General features: G+C 65.2%; 25 protein-coding genes. 12 read left to right on the top strand and 13 right to left on the bottom strand.

Annotation, left to right across the window (positions count from 1 at the left end; all coding sequences use genetic code 11):
- Window positions 1–4 precede the first annotated feature (4 nt).
- On the bottom strand, window positions 5–493 hold the full coding sequence (locus KUV26_RS05195) for an HPP family protein (protein WP_222502824.1): 489 nt from the start codon (window positions 491–493) through the stop codon (window positions 5–7).
- A 300-nt stretch (window positions 494–793) separates the two neighbouring features.
- Here KUV26_RS05195 and KUV26_RS05190 point away from each other — a divergent pair, with 300 nt between their 5' ends.
- From KUV26_RS05190 to KUV26_RS05175, 4 genes are all read left to right on the top strand, one after another.
- Window positions 794–2,080: a lipoprotein-releasing ABC transporter permease subunit gene (locus KUV26_RS05190; protein ID WP_222507588.1), complete on the top strand. Its 1,287-nt coding sequence runs from the start codon at window positions 794–796 to the stop codon at window positions 2,078–2,080.
- Window positions 2,073–2,756 (top strand): ABC transporter ATP-binding protein, encoded by a 684-nt coding sequence (locus tag KUV26_RS05185; protein WP_222502826.1) that lies wholly within the window; start codon window positions 2,073–2,075, stop codon window positions 2,754–2,756. The genes KUV26_RS05190 and KUV26_RS05185 overlap by 8 nt, the downstream gene beginning before the upstream one ends.
- A gap of 200 nt (window positions 2,757–2,956) precedes the next feature.
- Window positions 2,957–3,274 (top strand): polymer-forming cytoskeletal protein, encoded by a 318-nt coding sequence (locus tag KUV26_RS05180; RefSeq protein ID WP_222502827.1) that lies wholly within the window; start codon window positions 2,957–2,959, stop codon window positions 3,272–3,274.
- Between the two features lie 41 nt (window positions 3,275–3,315).
- Window positions 3,316–3,708, top strand: a complete 393-nt coding sequence (locus KUV26_RS05175; protein WP_222503195.1) for a GFA family protein — start codon at window positions 3,316–3,318, stop codon at window positions 3,706–3,708.
- A 16-nt stretch (window positions 3,709–3,724) separates the two neighbouring features.
- Here the strand turns inward: KUV26_RS05175 and KUV26_RS05170 are convergent, their stop codons facing one another.
- Window positions 3,725–4,159, bottom strand: a complete 435-nt coding sequence (locus KUV26_RS05170; protein WP_222507587.1) for a DMT family transporter — start codon at window positions 4,157–4,159, stop codon at window positions 3,725–3,727.
- A 202-nt stretch (window positions 4,160–4,361) separates the two neighbouring features.
- Here KUV26_RS05170 and KUV26_RS05165 point away from each other — a divergent pair, with 202 nt between their 5' ends.
- The gene (locus KUV26_RS05165; protein ID WP_222507586.1) at window positions 4,362–5,039 is read left to right on the top strand and encodes a hypothetical protein; all 678 of its coding nucleotides are present in this window, start codon (window positions 4,362–4,364) and stop codon (window positions 5,037–5,039) included.
- Here KUV26_RS05165 and KUV26_RS05160 read toward each other — a convergent pair.
- The 6 genes from KUV26_RS05160 to parE form a co-directional block, all read right to left on the bottom strand.
- Window positions 5,020–5,700 carry a hypothetical protein gene (locus tag KUV26_RS05160; protein ID WP_222507585.1) on the bottom strand — a complete coding sequence of 227 codons (681 nt, stop codon included), beginning with the start codon at window positions 5,698–5,700 and terminating at the stop codon, window positions 5,020–5,022. The two genes, KUV26_RS05165 and KUV26_RS05160, sit on opposite strands and share 20 nt — an antisense overlap.
- A 14-nt stretch (window positions 5,701–5,714) precedes the next feature.
- The gene (locus KUV26_RS05155; RefSeq protein ID WP_222507584.1) at window positions 5,715–6,371 is read right to left on the bottom strand and encodes a DNA-3-methyladenine glycosylase I; all 657 of its coding nucleotides are present in this window, start codon (window positions 6,369–6,371) and stop codon (window positions 5,715–5,717) included.
- 29 nt (window positions 6,372–6,400) lie between these two features.
- On the bottom strand, window positions 6,401–7,165 hold the full coding sequence (locus KUV26_RS05150) for a hypothetical protein (protein WP_222507583.1): 765 nt from the start codon (window positions 7,163–7,165) through the stop codon (window positions 6,401–6,403).
- 889 nt (window positions 7,166–8,054) lie between these two features.
- The gene (locus tag KUV26_RS05145) at window positions 8,055–8,696 is read right to left on the bottom strand and encodes a hypothetical protein (protein ID WP_222507582.1); all 642 of its coding nucleotides are present in this window, start codon (window positions 8,694–8,696) and stop codon (window positions 8,055–8,057) included.
- Window positions 8,693–9,124: a RusA family crossover junction endodeoxyribonuclease gene (locus tag KUV26_RS05140; RefSeq protein WP_222507581.1), complete on the bottom strand. Its 432-nt coding sequence runs from the start codon at window positions 9,122–9,124 to the stop codon at window positions 8,693–8,695. The genes KUV26_RS05145 and KUV26_RS05140 overlap by 4 nt, the downstream gene beginning before the upstream one ends.
- A gap of 17 nt (window positions 9,125–9,141) precedes the next feature.
- Window positions 9,142–11,100, bottom strand: coding sequence for a DNA topoisomerase IV subunit B (gene parE / locus KUV26_RS05135; protein WP_222507580.1), 1,959 nt, complete (start codon window positions 11,098–11,100; stop codon window positions 9,142–9,144).
- A 313-nt stretch (window positions 11,101–11,413) separates the two neighbouring features.
- Here parE and KUV26_RS05130 point away from each other — a divergent pair, with 313 nt between their 5' ends.
- From KUV26_RS05130 to KUV26_RS05120, 3 genes are all read left to right on the top strand, one after another.
- Complete coding sequence (locus KUV26_RS05130) at window positions 11,414–12,829, top strand: pyridoxal phosphate-dependent decarboxylase family protein (RefSeq protein ID WP_222507579.1); 1,416 nt, start codon at window positions 11,414–11,416, stop codon at window positions 12,827–12,829.
- 158 nt (window positions 12,830–12,987) lie between these two features.
- Window positions 12,988–13,623 (top strand): DUF1007 family protein, encoded by a 636-nt coding sequence (locus KUV26_RS05125; RefSeq protein WP_222507578.1) that lies wholly within the window; start codon window positions 12,988–12,990, stop codon window positions 13,621–13,623.
- Between the two features lies 1 nt (window position 13,624).
- On the top strand, window positions 13,625–14,533 hold the full coding sequence (locus KUV26_RS05120) for a nickel/cobalt transporter (RefSeq protein ID WP_222507577.1): 909 nt from the start codon (window positions 13,625–13,627) through the stop codon (window positions 14,531–14,533).
- A gap of 3 nt (window positions 14,534–14,536) precedes the next feature.
- Here the strand turns inward: KUV26_RS05120 and KUV26_RS05115 are convergent, their stop codons facing one another.
- Window positions 14,537–15,187 carry a TIGR02453 family protein gene (locus KUV26_RS05115; RefSeq protein WP_222507576.1) on the bottom strand — a complete coding sequence of 217 codons (651 nt, stop codon included), beginning with the start codon at window positions 15,185–15,187 and terminating at the stop codon, window positions 14,537–14,539.
- A 115-nt stretch (window positions 15,188–15,302) separates the two neighbouring features.
- Between KUV26_RS05115 and KUV26_RS05110 the strand changes: the two genes are divergently transcribed.
- Window positions 15,303–16,682, top strand: coding sequence for an MATE family efflux transporter (locus KUV26_RS05110; RefSeq protein WP_261398549.1), 1,380 nt, complete (start codon window positions 15,303–15,305; stop codon window positions 16,680–16,682).
- A gap of 27 nt (window positions 16,683–16,709) precedes the next feature.
- Here KUV26_RS05110 and KUV26_RS05105 read toward each other — a convergent pair whose 3' ends face one another.
- Window positions 16,710–17,078: a DUF1428 domain-containing protein gene (locus KUV26_RS05105; RefSeq protein ID WP_222507575.1), complete on the bottom strand. Its 369-nt coding sequence runs from the start codon at window positions 17,076–17,078 to the stop codon at window positions 16,710–16,712.
- A gap of 176 nt (window positions 17,079–17,254) precedes the next feature.
- Here KUV26_RS05105 and KUV26_RS05100 point away from each other — a divergent pair, with 176 nt between their 5' ends.
- Window positions 17,255–17,698, top strand: a complete 444-nt coding sequence (locus KUV26_RS05100; RefSeq protein WP_261398550.1) for a nucleoside deaminase — start codon at window positions 17,255–17,257, stop codon at window positions 17,696–17,698.
- Between the two features lie 310 nt (window positions 17,699–18,008).
- Window positions 18,009–18,257 (top strand): EF-hand domain-containing protein, encoded by a 249-nt coding sequence (locus KUV26_RS05095; RefSeq protein WP_222502841.1) that lies wholly within the window; start codon window positions 18,009–18,011, stop codon window positions 18,255–18,257.
- Between the two features lie 152 nt (window positions 18,258–18,409).
- Here KUV26_RS05095 and KUV26_RS05090 read toward each other — a convergent pair whose 3' ends face one another.
- Window positions 18,410–18,772: a PRC-barrel domain-containing protein gene (locus KUV26_RS05090; protein ID WP_222507574.1), complete on the bottom strand. Its 363-nt coding sequence runs from the start codon at window positions 18,770–18,772 to the stop codon at window positions 18,410–18,412.
- Window positions 18,773–18,988: 216 nt separating this feature from the next.
- On the opposite strand from KUV26_RS05090, the gene KUV26_RS05085 reads away from it, so the two are divergent.
- The gene (locus tag KUV26_RS05085) at window positions 18,989–19,972 is read left to right on the top strand and encodes an NAD(P)H-binding protein (protein WP_222507573.1); all 984 of its coding nucleotides are present in this window, start codon (window positions 18,989–18,991) and stop codon (window positions 19,970–19,972) included.
- Between the two features lie 16 nt (window positions 19,973–19,988).
- Here the strand turns inward: KUV26_RS05085 and KUV26_RS05080 are convergent, their stop codons facing one another.
- Window positions 19,989–20,663 (bottom strand): hypothetical protein, encoded by a 675-nt coding sequence (locus KUV26_RS05080; protein WP_222507572.1) that lies wholly within the window; start codon window positions 20,661–20,663, stop codon window positions 19,989–19,991.
- Window positions 20,664–20,838: 175 nt separating this feature from the next.
- Window positions 20,839–22,470: a hypothetical protein gene (locus KUV26_RS05075; RefSeq protein WP_222507571.1), complete on the bottom strand. Its 1,632-nt coding sequence runs from the start codon at window positions 22,468–22,470 to the stop codon at window positions 20,839–20,841.
- Window positions 22,471–22,581 lie beyond the last annotated feature (111 nt).

The following is a 22,581-nucleotide window of genomic DNA, read 5'->3' as shown; positions in this document are numbered from 1 at the left end:
GCGCTCAGCCGTGTTTCAACGGGTATTCATGGCCGGACCAGCGGTGGAACACCGCGGCGATCACCACCAGCGCCACCGCGCCGGTCATCACCGGGAACAGCAGGAATGTTATTCCGGGATCGGTGGCAAAGACCACCAGCGGGTCGGCGCCAGCGGGCGGGTGCGTCAGCCGCAGCGCCGCCATCAGGGCGATCGACAGGCCCACGGCCAGCGCCAGCGCCCACCAGGTATCGGGCAGCAGCGCGTTCAGCGTCAGCGCGACGGCGGTGGCCAGAACATGGCCGCCGACCACATGCGCGGGCTGCGACAGCGGGCTGGCGGGCACCGAGAACAGCAGCACGCAGCTGGCCCCGAAGGGAGCCATCAGCAGCAGCAGATTGGCGTGGGTGGTCAGCAGCGACAGCGCCGCAATCGCCAGAAAGGCGCCGAGCCCAGCGGTGATCACCGTGCGCGGTGACGGATTCGGCAGCGCGCGTTTGAAATACCTGTCCATATCGACCTCACCCTTGTCTGTAACCGGAACCGGCCCGTTACAGCCTTACCGCCGGGCGGAGGCAAGGGAATAGGCAAATACGGCATGTCACATTGCGGTGACGTCAGGCGGATCAGTTGCCCCCTGCGCCCAAGAGTTTTCAAAAACTCCCGGCAAATCCTTTCAGAAGGGATTTGCAGCGCCGCGCCGGCCGGTTGCGGCTGCCGGCAGGCGGATTTTCGGGCCGAAAGGCAACCGCACCTTGACCCCGGGCGTCCGGCAGCACAGGTTGCAGGCAAAATTTCCGGGCAGGACCGCTACATGGCCACCACACCACCGCCGTTTTCACGTTTCGAATGGATCATCGCCTGGCGCTACCTTCGCGCCCGCAAGGCCGAGGGCGGGGTCAGCGTGATGACCTGGATCAGCCTGATCGGCATCACCCTGGCGGTGTTTGCGCTGATTGCCACGCTGGCGGTGCGCTCCGGCTTCCGCTCGGAGTTTGTCGGCACCATCCTGGGCGCCAATGCCCATGTCACCGTCTATTCCTATGGCGAGGTGAATGAGGCGGGCGTGCTCGACCGGTCCTTGAAAGACTATGAGGCGCTGGCTGAGAAAGTCGCCGCAGTGCCGGGCGTCACCCGTGCCGCGCCGCTGGTCAAAGGGCAGGTGATGGCGAACCTGCGCGACCGCAATGCAGGCGTCGAGGTGTTCGGGATCTCCGCCGAGGACATCCAGGGCATTCCCGGCGTCGCCCAAAGCGAGGAGGCCATAGGCGACCTTGCGCGGTTTGAGGAGGGGATTGCCATCGGCTCCGGAGTGGCGCGGGAGCTGGGGGTCACAGTGGGGGACAAGATCAAGCTGATATCCCCCAACGGGGTGAAGACCGCCTTTGGCACCAGCCCGCGGGTGAACGCCTATGAGGTGGTCTATGTGTTCACCGCCGGGCGCTGGGACATAGACCGCACCCGCGTCTACCTGCCCTTTGCTGAGGCGCAGGCGTTCTTCAACCGCGAGGGGGCGGCGGATGAGATCGAGGTGATGGTGGAAGACCCGGAGAACGTGGACGAAATCGCGCTGCCGATCCTGACCGCCGCGGGCGGTGCCGCGGGGGTGTGGACCTGGCGCGATGCCTCCGGCGGGTTCCTGCGGGCGCTGGAGGTCGAGGACAACGTGATGTTCATCATCCTGTCGATCCTGGTGCTGATCGCGGCGATGAACATCGTCTCCGGCCTGATCATGCTGGTCAAGAACAAGGGCCGCGATATCGGCATCCTGCGCACCATCGGCCTCAGCGAGGGTTCCGTCATGCGGGTGTTTTTCATCTGCGGCGCTTTCACCGGGGTGATCGGCACCATCTGCGGCGTGGTGCTGGGCTGCCTGTTCGCGCTCTACATCGATCCGATCTTCTCCTTCGTGAACTACGTCATGGGCGGCGGCGTCTGGGATCCGTCGATCCGCGGCATCTATGCGCTTCCGGCCGAGCTGCGGCTGGCCGATGTGGTCTCGGCGACGGCGCTGTCGCTGGGGCTGTCGTTCTTCGTGACCATTTTCCCGGCCCGCCGCGCGGCGCGCCTCAACCCGGTGGAGGCGCTGCGCTATGAGTGAGATCACGCTGGAGCTGAAGGGGATCACCAAATCCTACCTGAAAGGCACGCCGGGCCAGGTCGATGTGCTGCGCGGCGCCGATCTGAGCCTGCAGGCAGGTGAGGTCGTGGCGCTGGTGGCGCCGTCGGGCGCGGGCAAGTCGACGCTGCTGCACATCGCGGGGCTGCTCGATACGCCTGACGCGGGCGAGGTGCATGTGGCGGGCGAGGACGTGACCCGCAAGGGCGACCGCCGCCGCACCCGTGTGCGCCGCCAGGAAGTCGGGTTTGTCTACCAGTTCCACCACCTTCTGCCGGAGTTCACCGCGCTGGAGAACATCGTGCTGCCGCAGCTTGCCAATGGCGCCTCGCAGAAGGCGGCGGTGGCGCGGGCGGCGGAGCTGCTGGGCACCGTCGGGCTGGCGGGCCGAGCCGATCACCGGCCTGCGGCCTTGTCGGGCGGCGAGCAGCAGCGGGTGGCCTTCTGCCGGGCGCTGGCCAACAGCCCTCGGGTTCTCTTGGCGGATGAGCCGACAGGCAACCTCGATCCCGGCACCTCCGACCAGGTGTTTGCAGCGCTGATGGAGCTGGTGCGCGGCACCGGCCTGTCGGCGCTGATCGCCACTCACAACCTGGAGCTGGCGGCGCGGATGGACCGGCAGGTGAAGCTGGAGAACGGCCTGCTGGCAGCGGTGTAGCGCGGCGGAGAAGGGCACCGGGCGGCCCGCTGCACGGCGCCGGTTCCGCCGGCGGGACAGGCGGCTTCCGGGGGCGGAGCGGCGGAACCTTGCCACCCGGGCGGCGGCCGCTTTGGCGCTTGGGCGGCACTTTGCTATCAGCTGTTCAAATTCGACCCGGCGGGCTAGGCTGTCCGGGGATGCGCAGAAAGGGCTGAGACGTGGTGAATTCGGTAATCGAGAAAGATGTGACGGTTGAAGGCAATATCACCTCCAGCAAAGGCAGCGTCGAGGTCCGGGGCCGGGTTGTCGGCGATGTGTCGGCGCAGGCGGTGACCGTGCTGGAAGGCGGCACCGTGGACGGCGCGCTGAACGCGAAATCGGTGACCGTGGAAGGCGCCTACAGCGGCAGGATCGAATGCGAGGATTTGCGGCTGGCAGCCAGTTCCCAAGTGAAGGCGGATGTCTCGGCGCAGACGATGTCGACCGAGAACGGCGCCCAGCTGCAGGGCAATATCAAGGTGAGCGGCAAGGGGTAGGCACCCGTGCTGCCGTCCGCCGGTGCCAGGGGAGGTGCATGATGGAGCGGATTTCCGGCGGCTGCCTGTGCGGCGCAGTGCGGATGATTGCAACGGGCCGGCCGTACCGGGTGGGGCTGTGCCACTGCCTGGACTGCCGCAAGCATCACGGAGCGCTGTTTCATGCCTCGGCGGTGTTCCCGCAGGACGCGGTTGCTGTCGAGGGCGAAACCGCCAGCTATCAGGGGCGGCATTTCTGCCCGCGCTGCGGCTCGCCGGTGTTTTCATGCAGCGGCGATGAGATCGAGCTGCATCTGGGAGCGCTGGACGCGCCGGATCAGCTGGTGCCGACCTACGAGCTGTGGACCGAGCGCCGCGAATCCTGGCTGCCGGAGTTTCCGCTGCAAAAGCGCTACCGCCGCGACCGCGAGACTCCGCAGCAGCGCGGCGGGTAAGGCCGGGGCGGCGGCCTCAGGCCATCTGGGTGATCCAGACTCCCAGCGCCATCACCGAAATGCCGGCCGCGCGGGTCAGCGTCAGCGGGCTGACCTGAGCGCCGAACAGTCCGAAGTGGTCGATGGCGGCGGCTGAAATCAGCTGGCCGATCAGCACGAAGAACACCGCATTGCCGACGCCGAAATGCGGCGCCACATAGGTGATCGACAGCACGTAGAAGGCCACCAGAACGCCCGCCAGAAACAGGTGCTTGGGCGCGCCGGGGATCTTTGCGAGCGCTTGCGGCCCGGCAAAAAGCGCGTAGAGGGCGGTGGCGATCAGCGCGATCAGGAACAGCACCACGGCGGCGGAGGCAGGGGAGCCGATCAGCTTGCCCAGGGCGGCGTTCAAGGCGGCCAGAACTGGGATGCCGAGGCCTGCGGCCAGCATGATGAGAGCGTATTGGGACACGGGGCGGCTCCTGATGATTGCTTGGCAGTGTTGTGGACGGAATGCCCCTGGAAGAACAAGAGCTACGTTGCGGCGGCGGGGGACGGGCCTGCACCCGGAGCAGCCGCGCGGGCGGGCCGTTCACTTTATTATTGCGAATGACTCGCAATTGCATGTAAGGGGGGCTGCATGATCTGCAACCCCAAACCCGCCGAAGGTCCCGATGCCTCTATCCAGCCTGCCCAGCCTGTTTCTTGATGATCCCGCCGAAGCTGCCAGAACCGGCCTCAGGTTCCTGCATTTCATCGGCCTTGCCGCCGGGCTGGGCAGCGCCACGCTGCTGGACCTGCTTCTGCTGCGCTTCTTCCTGCGCGGGGAGGTTACTGCCGAGCGTGTTGCGGTTTTCGAGTTCGCGTCCAAGGTGGTTGATGCGGGGTTGAAACTGCTGTGGCTGACCGGTTTCGGCTTCCTGCTGCACTATGCGCTGGCCGACCCGGTGAAGCTGGAGAACCCGAAGATTCACGCCAAGCTTCTGGTGGTTGCGGTGCTGACACTGAACGGGCTGTTTATCCATGCGGTGGTTCTGCCGCATCTGCGCAGGCAGACGGGACGGCCGCTGTTCCAGGGCATGGGGGCGGCCCAGCGGACGCTGTTCGCGGCCTCGGGCGCGGTTTCGGCGGTGTCCTGGTACATGCCGGTGGCCCTGGGCGCGTTCCCGCAGCTGAATTTCACGCTTCCCGCCGCCCAAATCCTGACGGGATACCTGCTGCTGATCGCCGCGATGACGGCCGTGACTGCCGCCGTGGCCGGAGTGCTAGGCCGGCGCTCCGCTGCGCAAGCCGGTCAGGCAGCGGGTCAGGGAGATGCGGAACTGCCCGCAGCTAATCGCAAATCCCTTTGATGCGGGCATCCTTCCAGGGCAGGTAAACATCGCTTTCGCGGCTGTGCGGCAGCGGGCTGACAGGCATCGCCGCAGCCAGCATAAGGTGCAGGCGTTTGGTGCGGGCCGCCTGGGGGGCAAGGGCGCGGCAGCAGACGTATTCCTCGACAATGGCGCCCTGCTGCTCGAACCCGTAACTGAGGAAATCCGGGTCGCCTTCCAGGTCGAACAGGTACGGGTCGCGGCTCTGGCCGTGCTCTGCCGCGGCGCGCAGCGGTGAGTAGCCGGTCTGCCGGCGGTTCTGCCATTGCCAGACATGCGTCACCTCATGCGCCAGCAGCATCGCCTCCACCAGATGCAGACGGTCCGGGTATTCCGGCAGGTAGTTGTCCACATACCAGTCGCGGGTGAAGAAGATGCGGTTGAACAGCGCCACGGCGGCGGGTTTGGAGGTGACGATCTCTTCCTTGACAGGCGGCAGGATGCGCTCGCGGCAGGTGACGCGCGGGCGCGGCATGCGGCGGAAGGTGACGGGCCCCAGCGGTGCGCCCTCGACGATGCGCACCTTGTCAGCCTTCAGGCTGGTGCCGTGAAGGGTGCCGAGATAGGCGCGTTCGGTCTCTGTCAGCGGACGGCCGCAGGCGGCGAGGAGAAGCAGCGCGAGGAGCAGGCAGCGGATCATGCGCAGGCCCCGCCTTAGCAGCTCATCGCCAGCACGCGGCTGATTTCGGTGAGCGAGCGGCCCGATTGCTCCATCCAAGTGTTGAACGCGGCCTGCACCGCCTTCAGCGCGGTCTTGGAAGCGGCGGGCTTGTCGATCACCCCTTCTGCGATCAGCCGGGCGGTGACGTCCTGGCTGAGGATGAAACTGTCGCGGCCGGCAAAGCGCATGGCGTATTGGCCGGTATTGCCGCCGAGGCGGGCGCCGCGTTTTTTCAGCATCTCCAGGAGCTCTATGTAGTCGGATGAGGGCCAGCCGCCCAGCACCTGACCTGCGCCGCCCTGGTCGCGCAGCTCCATCAGGAAGGCGGCGTTGGCGCGCACGGTCGCCAGTTTGGCCCCGTTGCGGACCACGCGGGTGTCGCTGAGGATCTGGTCAAACTCGTCCTCTGGCATGAAGGCGCAGGCGCCCGGGTCGAAGCCGTGGAAGACCTCCTCGAAGCCGTCCCATTTCGCCTCGATCACTTTCCAGTTGAAGCCCGCCTGGAAGATGCATTTGGTCATCACCGAGAGCCAGCGGTCTTCCGGCAGCTCCGTGATCTTGGGGTCGGGTCTGGTGAGCTTTTCCTCCAGCGCCGCGGGGCCGCCGTGGCGGTCTGCGGAAATGGCGTGGATCTCGTCGAAACTGCGCATGGCGGGTTCCTGTTGGCGGTCCGGTCAGGTTAGCGGCGCTGGCGCAGCTCGACAATGGATTTGCCGAGGCGGAAGGGGGCGGCGAAGCTGACGAGGCAAAGGGCGATGATCTGCAGGACCAGGATATGGGCGTTGTCCTGCAGGTACTCCCATTCGTCCTTGAGCTTTGACACATGAGCGATGAGGTCGTCATAGGCGCGGGCGATGATCAGGAAATCGCCGGCAATCGCGGGCACCTTGCGGCGCAGGGTGTCGACCGCGGCCTGCGTTGGGGCGTCAAGCGCGGTGAAAACCAGAAAGGCCTCCGGGTCGAAGGCGCTGGCCTGGGCTTCCATGTCCTTCATCTCGTCCATCTCAGTGCGGCTGCCGCCGAACAGGAAGCTGAGGCCCTGCAAGGGGGCGACCTCATCCGTCACGGCGATGAACAGCGGCAGCTCGGCGTTGCCCGCTGTAGACGCGGAGAGGAATTCGACCTTTTCGCACAAGACCGCGATGTCGGCGTCATAGGCGGGATCGCAGAAACGCAGGCGGAAGCGGGCGGCGTCGCGGTCGAAGGCCGCGGTGGCGGCATAGGCGATGTCGATCTGGCGTTCGAGCTTGGATGAGTCGGCGGCGTAAATGCCGGAGATCACCGCCACCAGTGCGCCGAAGCCGCCGAGGACAACCCAGACGAGGTCCGCCAGCTTCCACGCACGGTGGCCTGCCGGTTTGCGGAACAGGAAGGCGGTGCCGATGAGGCCGGCAAAGAAGAACAAGAGGAGCAGGGGCAGCTGGTTGTCCGCGATGAAGGCCATGCCCGGTCTCCTGGTTGGGGATGCTGGCCTAAGCTTAGGAAGGGAAAGGGGTTTCAGGCAACCGGCTTCACGCAGGTGTCATGCGGGCACATGGGTTTGGCCCGGCGGGAGGGGGCTCCGTCCGGGGGAAATGGCTGTGGGGCCGGATTGTTTTCTGGCCGGTGTTCAGTGGCCGGGTAAGAGGAGGCGGCGCCGCTGGAGGGCGGAGGGCCGGGCAGGGGGTCGCAAGCCCCCATGTCCGCTCGAAAGCTCTCATCTGCGGAGAACCCCTGCACCTGATGAAGAGGTGGTCTTGGGGGCTCCCGTATCTCCTGGCGGTGCGGGGTGTCAGTCCGCACCGGTGTGTCGCGACGCATGGGAGTATGGCAGGGCGGGGTTAAGGGCGCGCAAGCGGGGCGTGCGGTGGATTGGGGTTTGGCGCAACGGGGGCGCGGCGGCGTAGGGTGGTCGATTCCGCCCACCGTTTGGCGGGGTTTGGTGTGGCGACCGGGGAATGGTGGGCAGATTGCCCACCCTACGACCGGGGCGGTTGCGGCCCGGTCTGCGCCTGCCTGCCCGTCAATCCGTAGGTTTGCCTCCGGCAAAACGGGCAGGCGCATTCGCGCCCGCCCAGACAGATGCAGACCTAGCGTTGGAATGCCTCCGGCGGGAGTATTTGCGGAAGGTGAATTGGAGGGGCAGTGTGCCGATTGGAACGTGGCGCGCAGCGGCACGGCCCGCGCCTGACCTTCCCCCCGGGAAGGCGCATTCGCGCCCTCCCAAGGTCAGGCGCGGGCCTTGTGGTGTGGGTTATTGGCAGGCAAGCGCGCCTTTAGCTCCTTCCTTCTAAGGAGGACATAGATTGTTAGTACTTGGTTCGACAAAAAGGGTCTAAATCTGGCGTCAGAACTTATCCAGCCTCTGGTGGACTTGAATAGTGCTGAACTCTTACAATACTCTTCAGCATCCTCTGAAGATCATCCTTGCTTATCTCAACCGAAACATCGCCATGAATAAGCGAGTTCCTTTTTTCGATTAGGCCCCTAAGTTCTCGTGCTTCACTTGGGAGAACAATACCATGTTCGGCGAGCACAGTAACAATACGTCCCGGTGATTGAGGTCTCGCGAAAAAGTTGCCGGGTACCCTGCGAGCAGCGGCTTCGAGCGCAGCCCAAGAAAGCAAGAATGCAGCCCGTTTGTTGCCCAAATTGCAGGACTTTTTAACCTCTTGAATGGCGCCGTCAATTTCTTGGTTGCTTTGTGTTCTTGGCCCAAGAGGTAACGCCATTTCGTCCAAGTAACGTACAATCAGGGTCCATCCTTTTTCGTCGAGCAACTTTCGCCGAAGTTCTTCTAGATGTTTCTCAACGCTAGGAAAACGTTTCGTTTTGACTTCCACGGCAATAACTTCGTCGCCTTTCTTGGCGATCAAGTCGGGAATGTATGTGTCAAACTTATAGCGATAAGGTTCAAGAAATACTTCGTATTCCTGGCTTTCGTACTCTTTACGAATTTGATCTAGCGCTTCTTTTTCCAGTTCATATGCCATCATTGCGCTTCTCCAATAGGGTCATCCGAGACACGAATGAATACGAAAGGTGGATCGCCAATCGCCATTGCCTTTGCAACAACGTTAGGCGGATCTGTGAAATTGGCCACCTCTTCCGGTAGAAACCTCTGAACCGCAACACGAGCAACTTGGTTGTCATCAGCATATACGGTTCCGTTCATGGCATCCAAGATTACTTTCACGATGTTATCCACGTCTCCAGCCGGTGTATCAGCTGGGAAATCGTAAATCGTCACTGAGATCTTGTGCTCGAATAGCCAGGCACCTTCAGGAACAGTAGCATGAACTGCCTTGCGGACTTCCTGTTTCCAAGCACTTTTCGACTTTGGCGAGCCTTGAAGTGAAACAGGTGTTCCTGAGACCATGAACTCTAAAGGTAGGGTAACCTCATGAAAAACATCGTCATTCATTGGGTGCGGTTAGCCCCTCAAACATCCAACTCCTCCACAAACTTCGCATTCTCCTGAATATACTGGAAGCGAAGCTCGGGTTTTTTCCCCATCAGACGTTCAACCAGATCGCCGGTCTCGCCGGGCTCGTCCTCGTCGATGGTCACCCGGATCAATTTCCGGGTGGTGGGGTCCATCGTGGTCTCCTTCAGGTCCTTGGCGTCCATTTCGCCAAGACCCTTGAAGCGGGAGACGTCGATCTTGCCCTTGCCGCCAAGGCCCTTCTCCAGCCATTTATCGCGCTCGGCCTCGTCCAGGCAGTAGACGCGCTTGGCGCCTTGGGTCAGGCGGAACAGCGGCGGGCAGGCGAGGTAGAGGTGGCCGCCGTCGATCAGCGGGCGCATCTGGGTGAAGAAGAAGGTCATCAGCAGCGACGCGATATGGGCGCCGTCGACGTCCGCGTCGGTCATGATGATGATCTTGTCATAGCGCAGATCGTCGAGGTTGAACTTGGTGCCGAGGCCGACGCCAAGCGCCTCGCAGAGGTCGTTGATCTCGGCGTTGGAGCCGAGCTTGTTGGAGGCGGCGCCAAGGACGTTGAGGATCTTGCCCTTGAGGGGCAGCAGCGCCTGGTTCACGCGGTTGCGGGCGCCCTTGCCGGAGCCGCCCGCGGAGTCGCCCTCGACAATGAACAGCTCGGTGCCGGAGCGGTCCTTGGAGGTGCAGTCGGTGAGCTTGCCCGGCAGGCGCAGCTTCTTGGTGGCGGATTTGCGCTGGGTCTCTTTCTCCTGCTTGCGGCGCAGGCGTTCTTCGGCGCGCAGGATCAGGAAGTCGAGGATGGCGCCGGCCGATTTGGTGTCGGCGGCCAGCCAGTTGTCGAAATGGTCGCGGACCGAGTTTTCCACCATCTTGCTGGCGGCCTCGGTCGACAGGCGGTCCTTGGTCTGACCGACAAAGGCCGGGTCGGCGATGAAACAGGAGACCAGCGCGCAGCCGCCCGCCATCAGGTCGTCGCGGGTGATCTGGGCGGCCTTCTTGTTGCTCACTAGCTCGCCATAGGCCTTGATGCCCTTGAGGATGGCGGCCCAGAAGCCGGTGACATGGGTGCCGCCCTCGGGCGTGGGGACGGTGTTACAGTAGGACTGGGTGAAGCCGTCGCGCGAGGGGGTCCAGTTGATCGCCCATTCCACGTAGCCCGGCTCGCCGAATTTCTCGCGGAACTCGACCTTGCCGGCAAAGGGCTGGTCTGCGTAGACGGAGGATTTTCCAAGGACTTCGGTCAGGTAGTCCTTGAGGCCGCCGGGGAAGTGGAAGGTGGCCTCAGTCGGGGTTTCGCCGTCGTCGATTTCAGATTTCCAGCGGATTTCGACGCCGGAGAACAGATAGGCCTTGGAGCGCACCAGCTTGAACAGGCGCGCGGGCTTGAAGCGGTGGTGGCCGAAGATCTGCTCGTCGGCGTGGAAGGTCACGAAGGTGCCGCGCTTGTTGGGGGCGGCGCCGATTTTTTCAACCGGGCCGAGGGGCAGGCCGCGGGAGAAGCGCTGTTCGAACAGCTCCTTGTTCTTGGCGACCTGGACCACCATGGAATCGCTGAGCGCGTTCACCACCGAGGAGCCGACCCCGTGCAGGCCGCCGGAGGTTTGATAGGCCTTGCCGGAGAACTTGCCGCCCGCGTGCAGGGTGCAGAGGATCACCTCCAGCGCGGATTTGTCCGGGAACTTGGGGTGCGGGTCGATCGGGATGCCGCGGCCGTTGTCGGAGATGGTGACGGCGTAGTCGGAATGCAGCGTCACCTCGATGCGGTTGGCGTGGCCCGCGACGGCCTCGTCCATCGAGTTGTCGAGGATTTCCGCCACCATGTGGTGCAGCGCGCGCTCATCGGTGCCGCCGATGTACATGCCGGGGCGCTGGCGGACCGGTTCGAGACCTTCGAGAACCTCGATCGAGGAGGCGTCATAGGTCTCGGCTGCGGGCGTGCTGAGGAGGTCGTCGGCCATGTGCGGGAACTGCTCTTCCTTGGTGTTGATTGCCGCCCATTATGGCAGGTGTTGGGGCCGGGTGGAAGAGGGACGCAAGGGGCTGTGGATAAGGCGGGCAGGCCTTTGCAATGCCTGCGGAAACGGACGGATAGGGCCGAGAGGCTGCAGGGGGGCAAGGCGGTGCTGGGCGGCGGCGGGCGTTCCGTGCCCGGCAAGTTTTCAATCCATCGAAGCTAAGTTCCGGTAATCCGGGTGCGGCGATATTCTCCGTGCGGTCCGCGCGCCAGCGGGCTAAACCTCGGCCACCGGCAGGCAGGAGGAGGGCACGCGGATGGCTGAGAAAGGGATCAGGACGCAGGACTGGGCGGCCTTCAGGGCCGAGGCGCAGCGGATGCTGGAGGCGGCGCTGGATCAGATGCAGCAGGCGGCGGAGCGTCCCTGGCAGCCGGTGCCGGAAGACATTGACGCGCGTTATGCGGTGACCGCCGAAGCGCGCGGGCCGCAGCAGACCGTGGACCGGATCATTGCGGATGTGCTGCCGTACCACGGCGGCAACACCCATCCGCGGTTTTGGGGCTGGGTGCAGGGATCGGGGCTGGCTTCGGACCTGATCAGTTCGGTCGCGGCGGCGGCGGTCAATGCCAATATGGGCGGGCGCGATCACGGTGCGAATTACATGGAGCGCGCGGTGGTGGACTGGACCCGCCGCAAGATGGACCTGCCGGAAGGCGCCAGCGGATTGCTGGTGACCGGAACCTCGCAGGCGACGGTGATTGCCTTTCAGGCGGCGCGGCTGCGGGTGCTGAAGGACCTGCGCAAGCAGGGGCAGGGCGAAGCGCGGCTGACCGCCTATGCCGGCGAGGGCGTGCATAACGCGACTCTGAAGGCGGTGGAGCTTCTGGGCATCGGTTCGGACAACCTGCGCAAGGTGCCTTTGACGGATGGCAGGATGGATTGCGTGGCGCTGGCCCGGATGGTGGCGGAGGACAAGGCGGCAGGCGCGCTGCCGTTCCTGGTGGTGGGCACAGCGGGGTCGGTGGACCTTGGCCTGTTTGACGACCTGAATGCGCTGGCCGATGCAGCGGCGGCGCTGGGGCTGTGGCTGCATGTCGACGGGGCCTTCGGTGCCTGGACCCGGATTGCGGCCGAGCCCTACCGGTCCTTGTCCGACGGGATCGGGCGGGCCGACAGCATCGCGCTGGATTTCCACAAGTGGATGTATGTGGGCTATGACTGCGGCATGGCGCTGCTGCGCAACGAGGCCGAGCACCGGGCGGCTTTTGCGGCGCGGCCCTCCTACCTGGAAGGGGCCGAACGCGGGCTGGCGGGCGGCGAGCCGTGGTTCTGCGACTATGGCATCGACCTCAGCCGCGGCAACCGGGCGCTGAAGGTCTGGACGGCGCTGGAAACCTACGGCGAAGCGGCGTTCTCCGAGGCGATCACCGGCAACTGCGCATTGGCGGCCTTCATGGCGGCCGAGGTTGAGGCGCAGCCGTATATGGCGCTGGGGGCGCCGGTGGTGTCGAATGTCTGTGTGTTCACCGCGCGCAGTGATTTGGAACCTGAGGCACAGTCAATGCTGAACGCGCATATCGCCCAGACCCTGCAGGAGAGCGGCGAGGCGGTGTTCTCGACCACGAGGGCAGGCGGCCGGGTGATGCTGCGCGCGGCCATCACCAATCACCGCAGCCGCGAGGCGGATGTGCAGGCGGCCATTGCCGCGGTGGCGCGGGAAGCGGCGGGCTGAACTCCGCGGGCTGAAGACGGCCGGGAGGGGCGCTCCCCGTCAGCTTTGGCGGCTTCACCCCTGGATATTCGGGGCCGGAAAGAAGCAGCTGCGCTGAACGCCGCCTGCGCGGGTCTAGACTGTTGCGGGGCGGCGGTGCAGGGCTTAGATCTTTGGGCATGAAACGTTTTGTTCCTTTGCTCACGCTTGCATTTCTGGCGCCGCAGGGCGCCGGGGCGCATCCGCATATCTTTGTCGATACCGGGATGAAGGTTGTGGTCTCGGACGACGGGCAGCTGCAGGCGGTGGAGATCACCTGGGCCTATGATGAGTTCTACTCGCTGCTGATCTTCGAGGATAAGGGACTGGACGGTGATTTCGACGGCACCCTCACCGCGGCGGAACTGGCGCAGCTTCAGGGTTTCGACCTGGCCTGGAGCGAGGGGTTCCAGGGCGATACCTATCTGACGCTCGGCGGCGAGCTGCTGAAGCTCGGGGCGCCGGAACATCTGTCCACCGAAGTGCAGGACGGGCGGATCACCACGCGGCACCGGCGGGTGCTGGCACAGCCGCAGGCAGCGGACGGAGTGGTGATCAAGGCCTATGACCCGACCTATTACACCGCCTATACAATGAACCAGGGACTGGACATCACCGGCGGCTGCCAGGGCAGCATAACCCCGCCCAACCTGGATCAGGCTTATACCCTGGTGGAGGAACTGCTTTATGCGATGCCAGCGGACCAGGCAGAGGAGGCTTATCCGGAGGTCGGTGAAGCCTTTGCCGATACCGTGCGGTTGAGCTGCGGCGCGTAAGGTGAGGGTTTTCTTAACAATAGCGGCGCTGGGCGTGGCTGCCCTGGCAGTCTGGCTTTGGGGCTTTGGCGGCGCCGGGGCAGTGTCTGTCTGGGCTGCGGAGGGCCAGCGCGAGGCGCAGAACGCGATGGCGCGGGGACTCAGGGCCTTGCGCGCAGGCGAGCCGGGAGCGCTGATGGCGCTGCTGTCCTTGTGCTTTGCCTACGGGTTCTTTCATGCCGCCGGGCCGGGCCATGGCAAGCTGGTCATCGGCGGCTACGGCATGGGCAAGCCTGTGCCGCTGCTGCGGCTGGCCGGGCTGGCGCTGGCGTCGTCCCTGGCGCAGGCAGCCACGGCGGTGCTGCTGGTCGCAGGCGGGCTGCTGCTGCTGGACTGGGGCCGCGAGCAGCTGACCAGCGCAGCGGAGGATGTGCTGGCGCCGGTGTCCTACGGGCTGATTGCGCTGGTGGGCGTCTGGCTGCTGGCGCGGGGCGTGCGGCGGCTGCTGGCGAGCCGGCCCGCGGCAGCGGCCCGCCAAGCTCATCACGGTCATGCGCACGGGGAGGTCTGCGCCTCCTGCGGCCACCGGCACGGGCCGACGGCGGAAGAGGCCGCCGATGTCCATTCGCTGCGCGATGCGCTGGCGATCATCGGGGCGGTGGCGCTCAGGCCCTGCACCGGGGCAGTGTTCCTGCTGCTCCTGACCTGGCGCATGGGGGTGCTGTGGGCCGGGATCGCGGGCGCCTTTGCTATGGGGATTGGCACCGCAACGGTGACTGTGGCGGTGGCGGCTGCTGCGGTCACCATGCGCAAGGGCGCGCTGGCGCAGATGCAGGGCACGGGCGCCTTGCGTGCGGCTGCGCTGCTTGAGGTCCTGGCGGGCGCGGTGGTGGCGGTTCTGGCCAGCCAGATCATGCTGCGGGCGCTGTAAGCCTCACTCTGCCAAAGCGCTGTCCAGCAGGGCGAACATCGGCTCCTGCGTGAGGTAGGCCGACAGCAGCGCCCCCATCGGGGCCGCTTGCTCGCGCGGGGTCATCTCATGCCAGAAAGTCAGCGACTTGCGCTGCAGGAGCACCCCGTGCGGGTGCGCCTTGCTGTAGGGGGCGGGGACGCGTTTCAATTCCGGTTCCCCGACGGCAAAGCCCTTGAGCGCCAGGATGTCCACCAGCGCCGCGGTTTCATCGCCGAAGGCGCCGTCGATGGCCTGCCGCCAGCGCGGCATTTGCGTATTGCTGAACCCCATCAGGCCGCCGCCAGCGGTGCAGTAATCCGGCGCGATGCCGAAGAACAGGGCGCAGCCGGCGCCGTTCAGTGTCCACATCATGTGCAGATGGGTGGTGTAGGGCGTCTTGTCCTTGGAAAACCGCACATCGCGCTGCGGGCGGAACAGTTTGCCTGTGACCTGCGTGCCGTGGCGCCGGGTGATTGCCTGTGCGACCTCATCCATCAGACGGAGCGCGGGGGCTTTCAGCTGCGCGTCATACCGGTCATTGTGCGCGGTGAACCAGTCCCGGCTGTTGTTTTCTGCAAGATCCGCCAGAAAGGCGCGGGCGTCGGGGATCAGCTGGGCGAAGGCATCGGTCATTACATTTGGTCCTGCGGTCAAGGGGCAGCCTGTGCAGAATACCACCATGAGCCTGTGCGCTGGCAAGGAAACTCTGCCCTTGCCGGAATGCGCGGCGGGGCCTAAGGCTGACTTCATGAGCACGTTAACGACCAGACACACCGAGATGCCCCTGCGCGGCCACGCGCGGGCGGTTGCCGTCCTTGGCCTGCCGCTGATCGGCGGCCATGTGGCGCAGTTTGCCATCGGGCTGACCGATACCGTCATGCTGGGCTGGTACGGGGTGGCGGAGCTGGCGGCGGTGACGCTGGGCTCGTCCTATTTCTTCTCGATCTTCCTGTTGGGCTCCGGCTTTGCCTTTGCGGTGATGCCGATGGTGGCGGCTGCGGCCGGCGCGGGCGAGGAGCGCCAGATCCGGCGCTCGACCCGGATGGGGCTGTGGCTGTCGCTCGCCTATGGCGCGGCGGCGATGCCGCTGCTGTGGTGGTCGGAACCGATTCTTCTGCTCCTGGGGCAGGAGGCACAGGTGGCCCATGACGCGGCAGAGTATCTGCGGATTGCCGGCTGGGCGCTGTTTCCGGCGCTTTTGTACATGGTGGCGAAATCCTACCTGGCGGCGCTGGAGCGGACCCAGATCGTGCTGTGGCTGTCGGTCTTTGCGGCGGTGATCAATGCGCTGGTGAACTATGCGCTGATTTTCGGCAACTGGGGGGCGCCGGAACTGGGCATTACCGGCGCGGCAATTGCTTCGCTGGTGACCAATGGCGTGTCTTTCGTGCTGGTGCTGGCCTATGCGCTGCGGGCGCTGCCGCAGCATGAGCTGCTCAAGAACTTCCAGCGCCCGGACTGGGAGATGCTGGGCAAGGTGTTCCGCATGGGGACGCCAATCGGCCTGACGACGCTGGCCGAAGCCAGCCTGTTTGCGGCCTCGGCGATGATGATGGGCTGGCTGGGCACGGTGCCGCTGGCGGCGCACGGGATCGCGATCTCGCTGGGCGGGCTTACCTTCATGGTGCACCTTGGGCTGTCCAATGCCGCCACGATCCGGGCAGGCAATGCCTTTGGCCGCGGCGACCGGGAGCACCTGGCGCGCGGCGGCAAGGTGGTGACGGTAATGTCGCTGCTGGTGTCGGCGGTGGCAATTGTGCTGTTCCTGACGATCCCGGATGCGCTGATGTCGCTGTTCCTGGACGCGGACGACCCGCAGAAGGACGCGATCCTGCTGATCGGCGGCGTGCTGCTGGCGGCGGCCGCGCTGTTCCAGCTGATGGACGGGATGCAGGCGGTTGCGCTGGGCCTGTTGCGCGGGGTGCAGGACACCGGCGTGCCGATGGTGATTGCCGCGCTCAGCTATTGGGCTGTGGGCATTCCGGCGTCCTATGTCTTCGGTTTCATGCTGGGCTGGGGCGGTGTCGGCGTCTGGATGGGGCTGGTTGCGGGACTGACCACAGCCGGGCTGTTCCTGATGCTGCGGTTCTGGCGCCGCTCGATCAAGGCAGTGGGCGCCCCTGCCTGATGCCGGCAGGCCGCGCAGCGGCACCGGTCAGCCCGTCCCTGCCTGGCGTCCCAGGATGTGGACCGGAGTGAAGGCGCCAAGGATCAGTCGCCGGTGGTCGAAGGGGATTTCGACGGGGATGTCAAAGCGGGTGTCCTTGGCGATCCGGGCCTCAGCGGCCTCCATGTCTTCCTTGCTGGGCCAGATCTGCCAGCTGAACACGATCCGCTCGTTGGGGCGGGCAGCGACGGCGCGGCGGAAGTCGGTCTGCTGCCCGTCCGGCACATTGTCTTCCCAGGAATCGACGATTTCCAGGCAGCCGTACTCCCGGAACAGCGCGGCGCTGGCTTCCGCCCAGGCCTTGTAGGCTTCGAAATTGCCCGCGGGGACGGGAATGACAAATCCGGCGACATACATGGCAGGCCTCCCTGGTTCCGGCCCGGGCGGCGCCCGGCCCTGGCAAGTGTGGCACGGGGGCGCGTTTCGCTCCAGCCCTGAGCCGGTGCGGCGGGGGCGGGGTTGACCGTCTTGCGACCGGGAGGCAGGATTCCGCAACAGCGTTGTATTCATTCACAAAGAGGCCGTTTCCTATGATGACCGACGATGACAGGCGCCTGCTGCGCATTGCCTATGAGGAAGCTAAGGCCGGGTTCGGCGAGGGCGGCTGCCCGATCGGATCGGTGCTGGCGCGGGATGGCCAGGTGGTGGCGCAGGGGCGCAACCAGCGGGTCCAGAAGGGCGACCCGATTGCCCACGGCGAAATGGACGCGCTGCGCAAGGCGGGGCGGCAGAAGACCTACCGGGACACGGTGCTGTATACCTCGCTGTCGCCCTGCATGATGTGCAGCGGCACCATCGTGCAGTTCGGCATCCCGCGGGTGGTGATCGGCGACACGCAAAATTTTGGCGGCAACGAGGAGTTTCTGCGCAAGCACGGCGTCGAGGTGGTGATTGCAGAGGATCCGGACTGTATCGCGCTGATGGAGCGGTTTATCCGCGAAAAGCCGGAGCTGTGGGCCGAGGATATCGCCGAGTAGGATTCGGCTGCTGCTGCAGGCGTCACAGGAATCCTGAAACGCTGATTGGTTCCCTGCACCGCTGCATCCTTCGATCGCAGGGCGGAAAGCCGCGGAATTTAGCAGCGGCGCTGCGCGGACAAAGGCCGGTCCCGCAGTCGTGGCGGTAACCTGCTTACATGAAAGGGAAAACCCGGCGCCATTGTGCCGGGGTTTCGGGCGGCAGCAGTCAGGGGATGGCGGAGCGGCGGGGCACGCCATAGCTGTTTGTCACGGTTCGCAGGACAAGCCGCGGACCGCAACAAACCAAATTATGACTGGAGTGTCTCACATGAAAAAGTTTGCCATGACCGCTACCGCTGTTGCTGCCCTGCTCGCATCCCCGCTGGCTGCAAAGGACCTGGCCGCAGAGCTGGACGCAGACGGCAACGGAACTTTCTCGCTGGAAGAGCTTCAGCTGGCGTTCCCGGAACTGACCGCGGAAACCTTTGCCACTGTTGATGCCAATGCCGACGGTGAAGCCGATGCAGCAGAGGTCAGCGCGGCAATCGAAGCCGGCGTTCTGACTCAGGCGGGCTGATCCCCGGGTCACGCCTGACTGCCGTCACGCTCCCCCGAAATCCTGATGGGGGCGGCCTATAGTCCCTTCCAACCGCACGGCGTGGCGGCAGACCGGCGAAAAGGCCCCGCAGAATTGCGGGGCCTCTTTCTTTGCAGCGGCATGGCAGCGGATCAGAACCAGTAATACGGCACCTGATAGTGATCGTAGATGCTCTCCTCGTGCCTGCGGTCGCGGTGCCAGCCCTCGGGCTGCTCCGGGGCGCTTTTCAGCTGCTCCGGGGTGACACTGGTGCGGAAGCCGCCCAGCTCAGGCGCATAGGAGAGCGCCCCCCAGGGAATGGTGAACTGCCGTTCGCCCAGACCGAGGAAGCCGCCGAAGCTCATGATAGCATAGGCTGCCTTGCCGGACTGCTTGTCGATCATCAGGTGGTCGATGGTTCCGGCCTTCTCTCCGCGTTCGTCATAAACGTCGGTTCCGGTCACGTCGTTGGTGGAGACCAGACTGCTGCCGGGTTCGCTGTGAACCTGTTGCATGGTGTTTCTCCCTTGCTTTGCGTGGATAGGGAAATAACGCCCGGACCAGGGGAAACGTTCCGGGTTCGTCCGCGGCGCGGCGGGCCGGCGTGACGAATGCGCAGCCTTTTGAGTCGGGTTTCAGGGATTGCGGCGGGCGGCATGGCTGTAGGGTCCGCGCAGAATTGAAACATTTGCGCGGGCGGCAGCCCGTCCGCGGCATCAGGAGGCCCTTCCATGTCCAAACCCATCGTTCTTATTACCTCGGCCACCGGCCGTATCGGCCGCGAGCTGGTGGCGCGTCTGGCGCAACAGGGCCGGTTCACCGTCCGCGCCTGCTATTTCAGCGGTTCCAAGGAGGAGCAGCTGAAGGCGCTGGGAGCCGACGAAACGGTGAAGTTCGACCTGTCGGACCCGGCCACGTGGGACGCCGCGCTGGAGGGCGTGTCGGCGGTCTATTCCGCCTCGCTGGACCCGATGCTGGAGGGGCATCTGAACTTTTGCAAGGCGCTGGGGGCGCGCAAGGACCAGATCAAACATGTGGTGCGCGTCAGCTGCATGGGCGCGGACACCAATACCGCAGACTACGATGCGGACACCCATGCCTCGCGCCCGGGGGCCGGCATTCCGCTGATGCTGCAGCACTACTGGTGGGGTGAGAAGGCGCTGATCGACGCGGGCCTGACCGTGACTGCGCTGCGCAACAACTTCTTCATGAATCACCTGTTGAAGACCGACTGCGACACCATTGAAAACGAAGGCTGGTTCTCCAACCCGCTGGGGGATATGCGCAATTCCTTTGTCGCCACCCGCGACATTGCCGAGGCGGCGGCGGCGGTGCTGGCCGAGGGGCCGGAGCGGCACGGCAACAAGTTCTATGACATCACCGGCCCGGTGCCGCAGTCGATGGCGGAAATCGCCGCCGATCTGGGCCGCGCCATGGGCCGGGAGATCGAATACCGCCCGCAATCCATGGAACAGTTCGAGGCGGATTTCGGGGCAACCCGCGCGGAGTTCTTCGAATATCTGACCAATGGCTTCTACACCCGTTGCAGCCCGGACTTCTACAACATCACCGGCCGCAAGCCGACGTCCTACTATGATTACCTGACCACCAAGGGGGCCAGCGGCGAAACCGGCCTTGAGGAGCTGTGGCAGGGCAACCTGTGGAAGAAGGGCGTTGATGCCATGAAGGACGCCGCAGGCGCCAAGGCGTCCTGAGGCGCCGGGCGGGCCGTCAGTCCAGGCTGACGATCCGCCATTCGCCGCCCTCACGGCAGGCCAGGCCGCGGCGCCAGTGGCCGCCGTCGAAACGGGCATCGAAGCTGCGGCAGGCGGTGCCGCCCCGGCTGCTGCGCTCCAGCGGGCGCAGCGCATAGGCCAGGCCCGATTGCGGGTTGCTGAAATCGAAGACCTGGCCGGGGCCGGCGTATTCCAGCGCCGAGCCGATGCAGCGGTGGTCATCGGCGCCCAGGCGGCGGCCGATCTCGCCGCCCAGCAGGGCGCCCAGCACGGTTCCGGCCGCAATTGTCACCGTGTCGCCATTGCCAAGCCGGGCGCCTGCCGCAGTCCCGGCCGCGCCGCCGAGCAGCCGTCCCAAGGCCTGCGAGTTGCAGGATGGCCAGGACGCGGGCTGCGGAGCCGGGCGCCTGCCGCCGCGGGCATAAGCCGCGGGCGGGGCAAACTGCGGGAAGCGGGCGATTTGGGAGCAATCGCCCTTGGTTGAGGTCTTGGCGTCACCCTTGCCGTATTTCAGGTGGTATTTGAACTGGCAGCGGTGGTCCTTGTACTCGTATTTGTACTGGTTGCCTTTGTCCTGAACCTTAATCGAGGGTCCGCCGGCAGCGGCGGGATGGGGCAGGGCCAGGGCGCAGACAAAAGGAAGGGTGCTGAGGAGGAAACCGGGGCGCATTTGCGTTCTCGTATTCTGCCTGTGGCCGGTTTTTTGTCCGGCGGGATCACCATACCCTCAATCATGCGGCGGCGGCCGCGTCCAGCCGCGGCGGCCCGGCGGCGCAGGAACCGGCGAAGCCTTGCCAATGCGGCGGCGGGCGTGATCCCGGCGCCGGGGCCGGTCCGCGCTGCCTTCAGACTGTTCCGGCTGGCAGATCTTCTTGCTGCTGCGGTTCCGCACCGGGGCCCGGCCGCGTCCGGGCCAGGCGGGCAATGGCGGCCAGGCGGCGGTCGCGGGTCATGCTGCCGAAGCTGCCCTCGCAGCCGTGCAGCGTGCCCAGGTCCGCGGGGGCCTCGAAGTCGAAGGGGACATCCGACAGTTCCGGGGCAAAGCGTTCGATGATGCCGAAGACCGGTCCGGATTCCACCCGGTGCTTGTCCGCGAAGCTGAGCGACAGGGCGATCAGTCTGCGGCTGTTGAAGGGCGACAGGTAGAAATGCTGCCAGAGGGCCGGGAAGACGGCGCCGACGGTGGAGCTGTAGTAGACCTCCAGGAACAGGAAATCGACGGCCTTGCTGCGGGCCGGGGTGTTGAGCGTCTTCTGCCAGGCGGTGAAGTCGTCGCGGAACAGCGATGCGGTTTCGGGGCCGAACATGCTGTTGGGCACGATCAGAAGCTTCTTGATCTGCCAGTTCACCACATCCCACAGCCCCTGCGGCCGGGTGACAAAGACCGCGCGCAGCAGGTCGGTCAGGTGCCCGCGCAGGATGACGGTGTTTTCGGGCAGCCCGTTGGCGGTGCCGTTGAGATGCTCCTGCGGCGGCGGCATGGGCGCGCCGGTTGTCAGGTGATAGATGCTGCGCCGCTTTTCGATTTCCGCTTCTGGAAGGGAATAGTCCCGCTTGTCCAGCGCTTGGTGGCGCAGGTTCAGGCGCTGGCACAGGATCCCGCCGATGGCTGCATCCCGGCGGGTCGCGTAGTTGTTGATATGCGAGAAATAGTGCTTGATCCGGTCCGCATGGGGTTTGGCGAAGGTCAGGAGCAGGCGGCTGTCCTGACCGCCGGTCAGCGGCAGCGCTGTCGGGTGGGCGGCGGCAATGGCGCCGATGTTGAAACTGGCCTGGGCATAGATCCTGTCAAAGGCTTCCACCGGGTCTGCGGGCGCGTTCAGACTGTCATCTTCGCGCGGCCAGAACCGGTGCTCGCGGAAGGTGCGCAGGTCCAAATAGAAGTTCGGGTTGAGGCGCCGCACGTGTTTGTCGGCGGTGTGGAACAGGGAAATCTTGCCGCCGTGATGCGCGACAATCTCCGGGTCGACCTTGGGGTTGGGAACCACCGGCCGGTCCAGCGCCAGCAGCGGCGAGGCTGCCACGCGGCGTGCCAGCGGGTCGCAGACGGCACCGATCATGCCAACCGGATCGGTATAGAACCGGGCCTGCCCGCCGCTTTCGGCGATAAGGGCGAAGCGGCCCGCCGTGTCCACGATGAAGTCTTCCAGCCGGTCCCAGAAGTCCGGTGCAGTGCTGTCCAGCGGCAGGTGCTGCAGCGGTGCGGACAGAAGGCCCGTTGGCCCGACCGCAATGCCCAGCAGGACACCGAACGGGCGGCCCAACGCATCATGCAGGGCACAGGCCGGCAGGTCCTTGCCGGCATGGATGTGCCATTGGCCGCAGGTGTGATGGGAAAAGGAATGAATCTGTTCTTCCTGGCGCGAAATCACATACTGGTAGCGGAACGCCTTGGCGAACAGCCGCGGGCGGTAAGGCCAAAGTCTTTGCGCTTCTAGCATCTGCTCTGCCGGGGCGGGTGGTGCTCCGGTCCTCATCGTTTTGTTTTTATGCCTTGATTCTGGCCGGGATCTTGGCGGCCTGCCAGCGGTATCGGTGTTTCCGCCCGTGATTAGGCTGTCTCCGTAGCTTTCACATCACGCCTTGAG

Origin of the sequence: Leisingera daeponensis (assembly GCF_019801465.1) — a bacterium.
In the GTDB taxonomy this organism is placed as follows: domain Bacteria; phylum Pseudomonadota; class Alphaproteobacteria; order Rhodobacterales; family Rhodobacteraceae; genus Leisingera; species Leisingera daeponensis_A.
Note: the sequence above shows the minus strand (reverse complement) of the source record. Positions and strands in the feature narration are given on the sequence as shown.

What these genes read in the sequence shown, in the direction of transcription:
- KUV26_RS05130 (WP_222507579.1), top strand. Translation starts at nt 11,414, where the DNA reads ATGGCTGAGAAAGGGATCAGGACGCAGGACTGGGCGGCCTTCAGGGCC.
- KUV26_RS05125 (WP_222507578.1), top strand. Translation starts at nt 12,988, where the DNA reads ATGAAACGTTTTGTTCCTTTGCTCACGCTTGCATTTCTGGCGCCGCAG.
- parE (WP_222507580.1), bottom strand. Translation starts at nt 11,100, where the DNA reads ATGGCCGACGACCTCCTCAGCACGCCCGCAGCCGAGACCTATGACGCC.
- KUV26_RS05185 (WP_222502826.1), top strand. Translation starts at nt 2,073, where the DNA reads ATGAGTGAGATCACGCTGGAGCTGAAGGGGATCACCAAATCCTACCTG.
- KUV26_RS05110 (WP_261398549.1), top strand. Translation starts at nt 15,303, where the DNA reads ATGAGCACGTTAACGACCAGACACACCGAGATGCCCCTGCGCGGCCAC.
- KUV26_RS05150 (WP_222507583.1), bottom strand. Translation starts at nt 7,165, where the DNA reads ATGGCCTTCATCGCGGACAACCAGCTGCCCCTGCTCCTCTTGTTCTTC.
- KUV26_RS05155 (WP_222507584.1), bottom strand. Translation starts at nt 6,371, where the DNA reads ATGCGCAGTTTCGACGAGATCCACGCCATTTCCGCAGACCGCCACGGC.
- KUV26_RS05115 (WP_222507576.1), bottom strand. Translation starts at nt 15,187, where the DNA reads ATGACCGATGCCTTCGCCCAGCTGATCCCCGACGCCCGCGCCTTTCTG.
- KUV26_RS05160 (WP_222507585.1), bottom strand. Translation starts at nt 5,700, where the DNA reads ATGATCCGCTGCCTGCTCCTCGCGCTGCTTCTCCTCGCCGCCTGCGGC.
- KUV26_RS05165 (WP_222507586.1), top strand. Translation starts at nt 4,362, where the DNA reads ATGCCTCTATCCAGCCTGCCCAGCCTGTTTCTTGATGATCCCGCCGAA.
- KUV26_RS05090 (WP_222507574.1), bottom strand. Translation starts at nt 18,772, where the DNA reads ATGCAACAGGTTCACAGCGAACCCGGCAGCAGTCTGGTCTCCACCAAC.
- KUV26_RS05190 (WP_222507588.1), top strand. Translation starts at nt 794, where the DNA reads ATGGCCACCACACCACCGCCGTTTTCACGTTTCGAATGGATCATCGCC.
- KUV26_RS05080 (WP_222507572.1), bottom strand. Translation starts at nt 20,663, where the DNA reads ATGCGCCCCGGTTTCCTCCTCAGCACCCTTCCTTTTGTCTGCGCCCTG.
- KUV26_RS05195 (WP_222502824.1), bottom strand. Translation starts at nt 493, where the DNA reads ATGGACAGGTATTTCAAACGCGCGCTGCCGAATCCGTCACCGCGCACG.
- KUV26_RS05105 (WP_222507575.1), bottom strand. Translation starts at nt 17,078, where the DNA reads ATGTATGTCGCCGGATTTGTCATTCCCGTCCCCGCGGGCAATTTCGAA.
- KUV26_RS05140 (WP_222507581.1), bottom strand. Translation starts at nt 9,124, where the DNA reads ATGAATGACGATGTTTTTCATGAGGTTACCCTACCTTTAGAGTTCATG.
- KUV26_RS05085 (WP_222507573.1), top strand. Translation starts at nt 18,989, where the DNA reads ATGTCCAAACCCATCGTTCTTATTACCTCGGCCACCGGCCGTATCGGC.
- KUV26_RS05075 (WP_222507571.1), bottom strand. Translation starts at nt 22,470, where the DNA reads ATGAGGACCGGAGCACCACCCGCCCCGGCAGAGCAGATGCTAGAAGCG.
- KUV26_RS05145 (WP_222507582.1), bottom strand. Translation starts at nt 8,696, where the DNA reads ATGATGGCATATGAACTGGAAAAAGAAGCGCTAGATCAAATTCGTAAA.
- KUV26_RS05100 (WP_261398550.1), top strand. Translation starts at nt 17,255, where the DNA reads ATGACCGACGATGACAGGCGCCTGCTGCGCATTGCCTATGAGGAAGCT.
- KUV26_RS05175 (WP_222503195.1), top strand. Translation starts at nt 3,316, where the DNA reads ATGGAGCGGATTTCCGGCGGCTGCCTGTGCGGCGCAGTGCGGATGATT.
- KUV26_RS05095 (WP_222502841.1), top strand. Translation starts at nt 18,009, where the DNA reads ATGAAAAAGTTTGCCATGACCGCTACCGCTGTTGCTGCCCTGCTCGCA.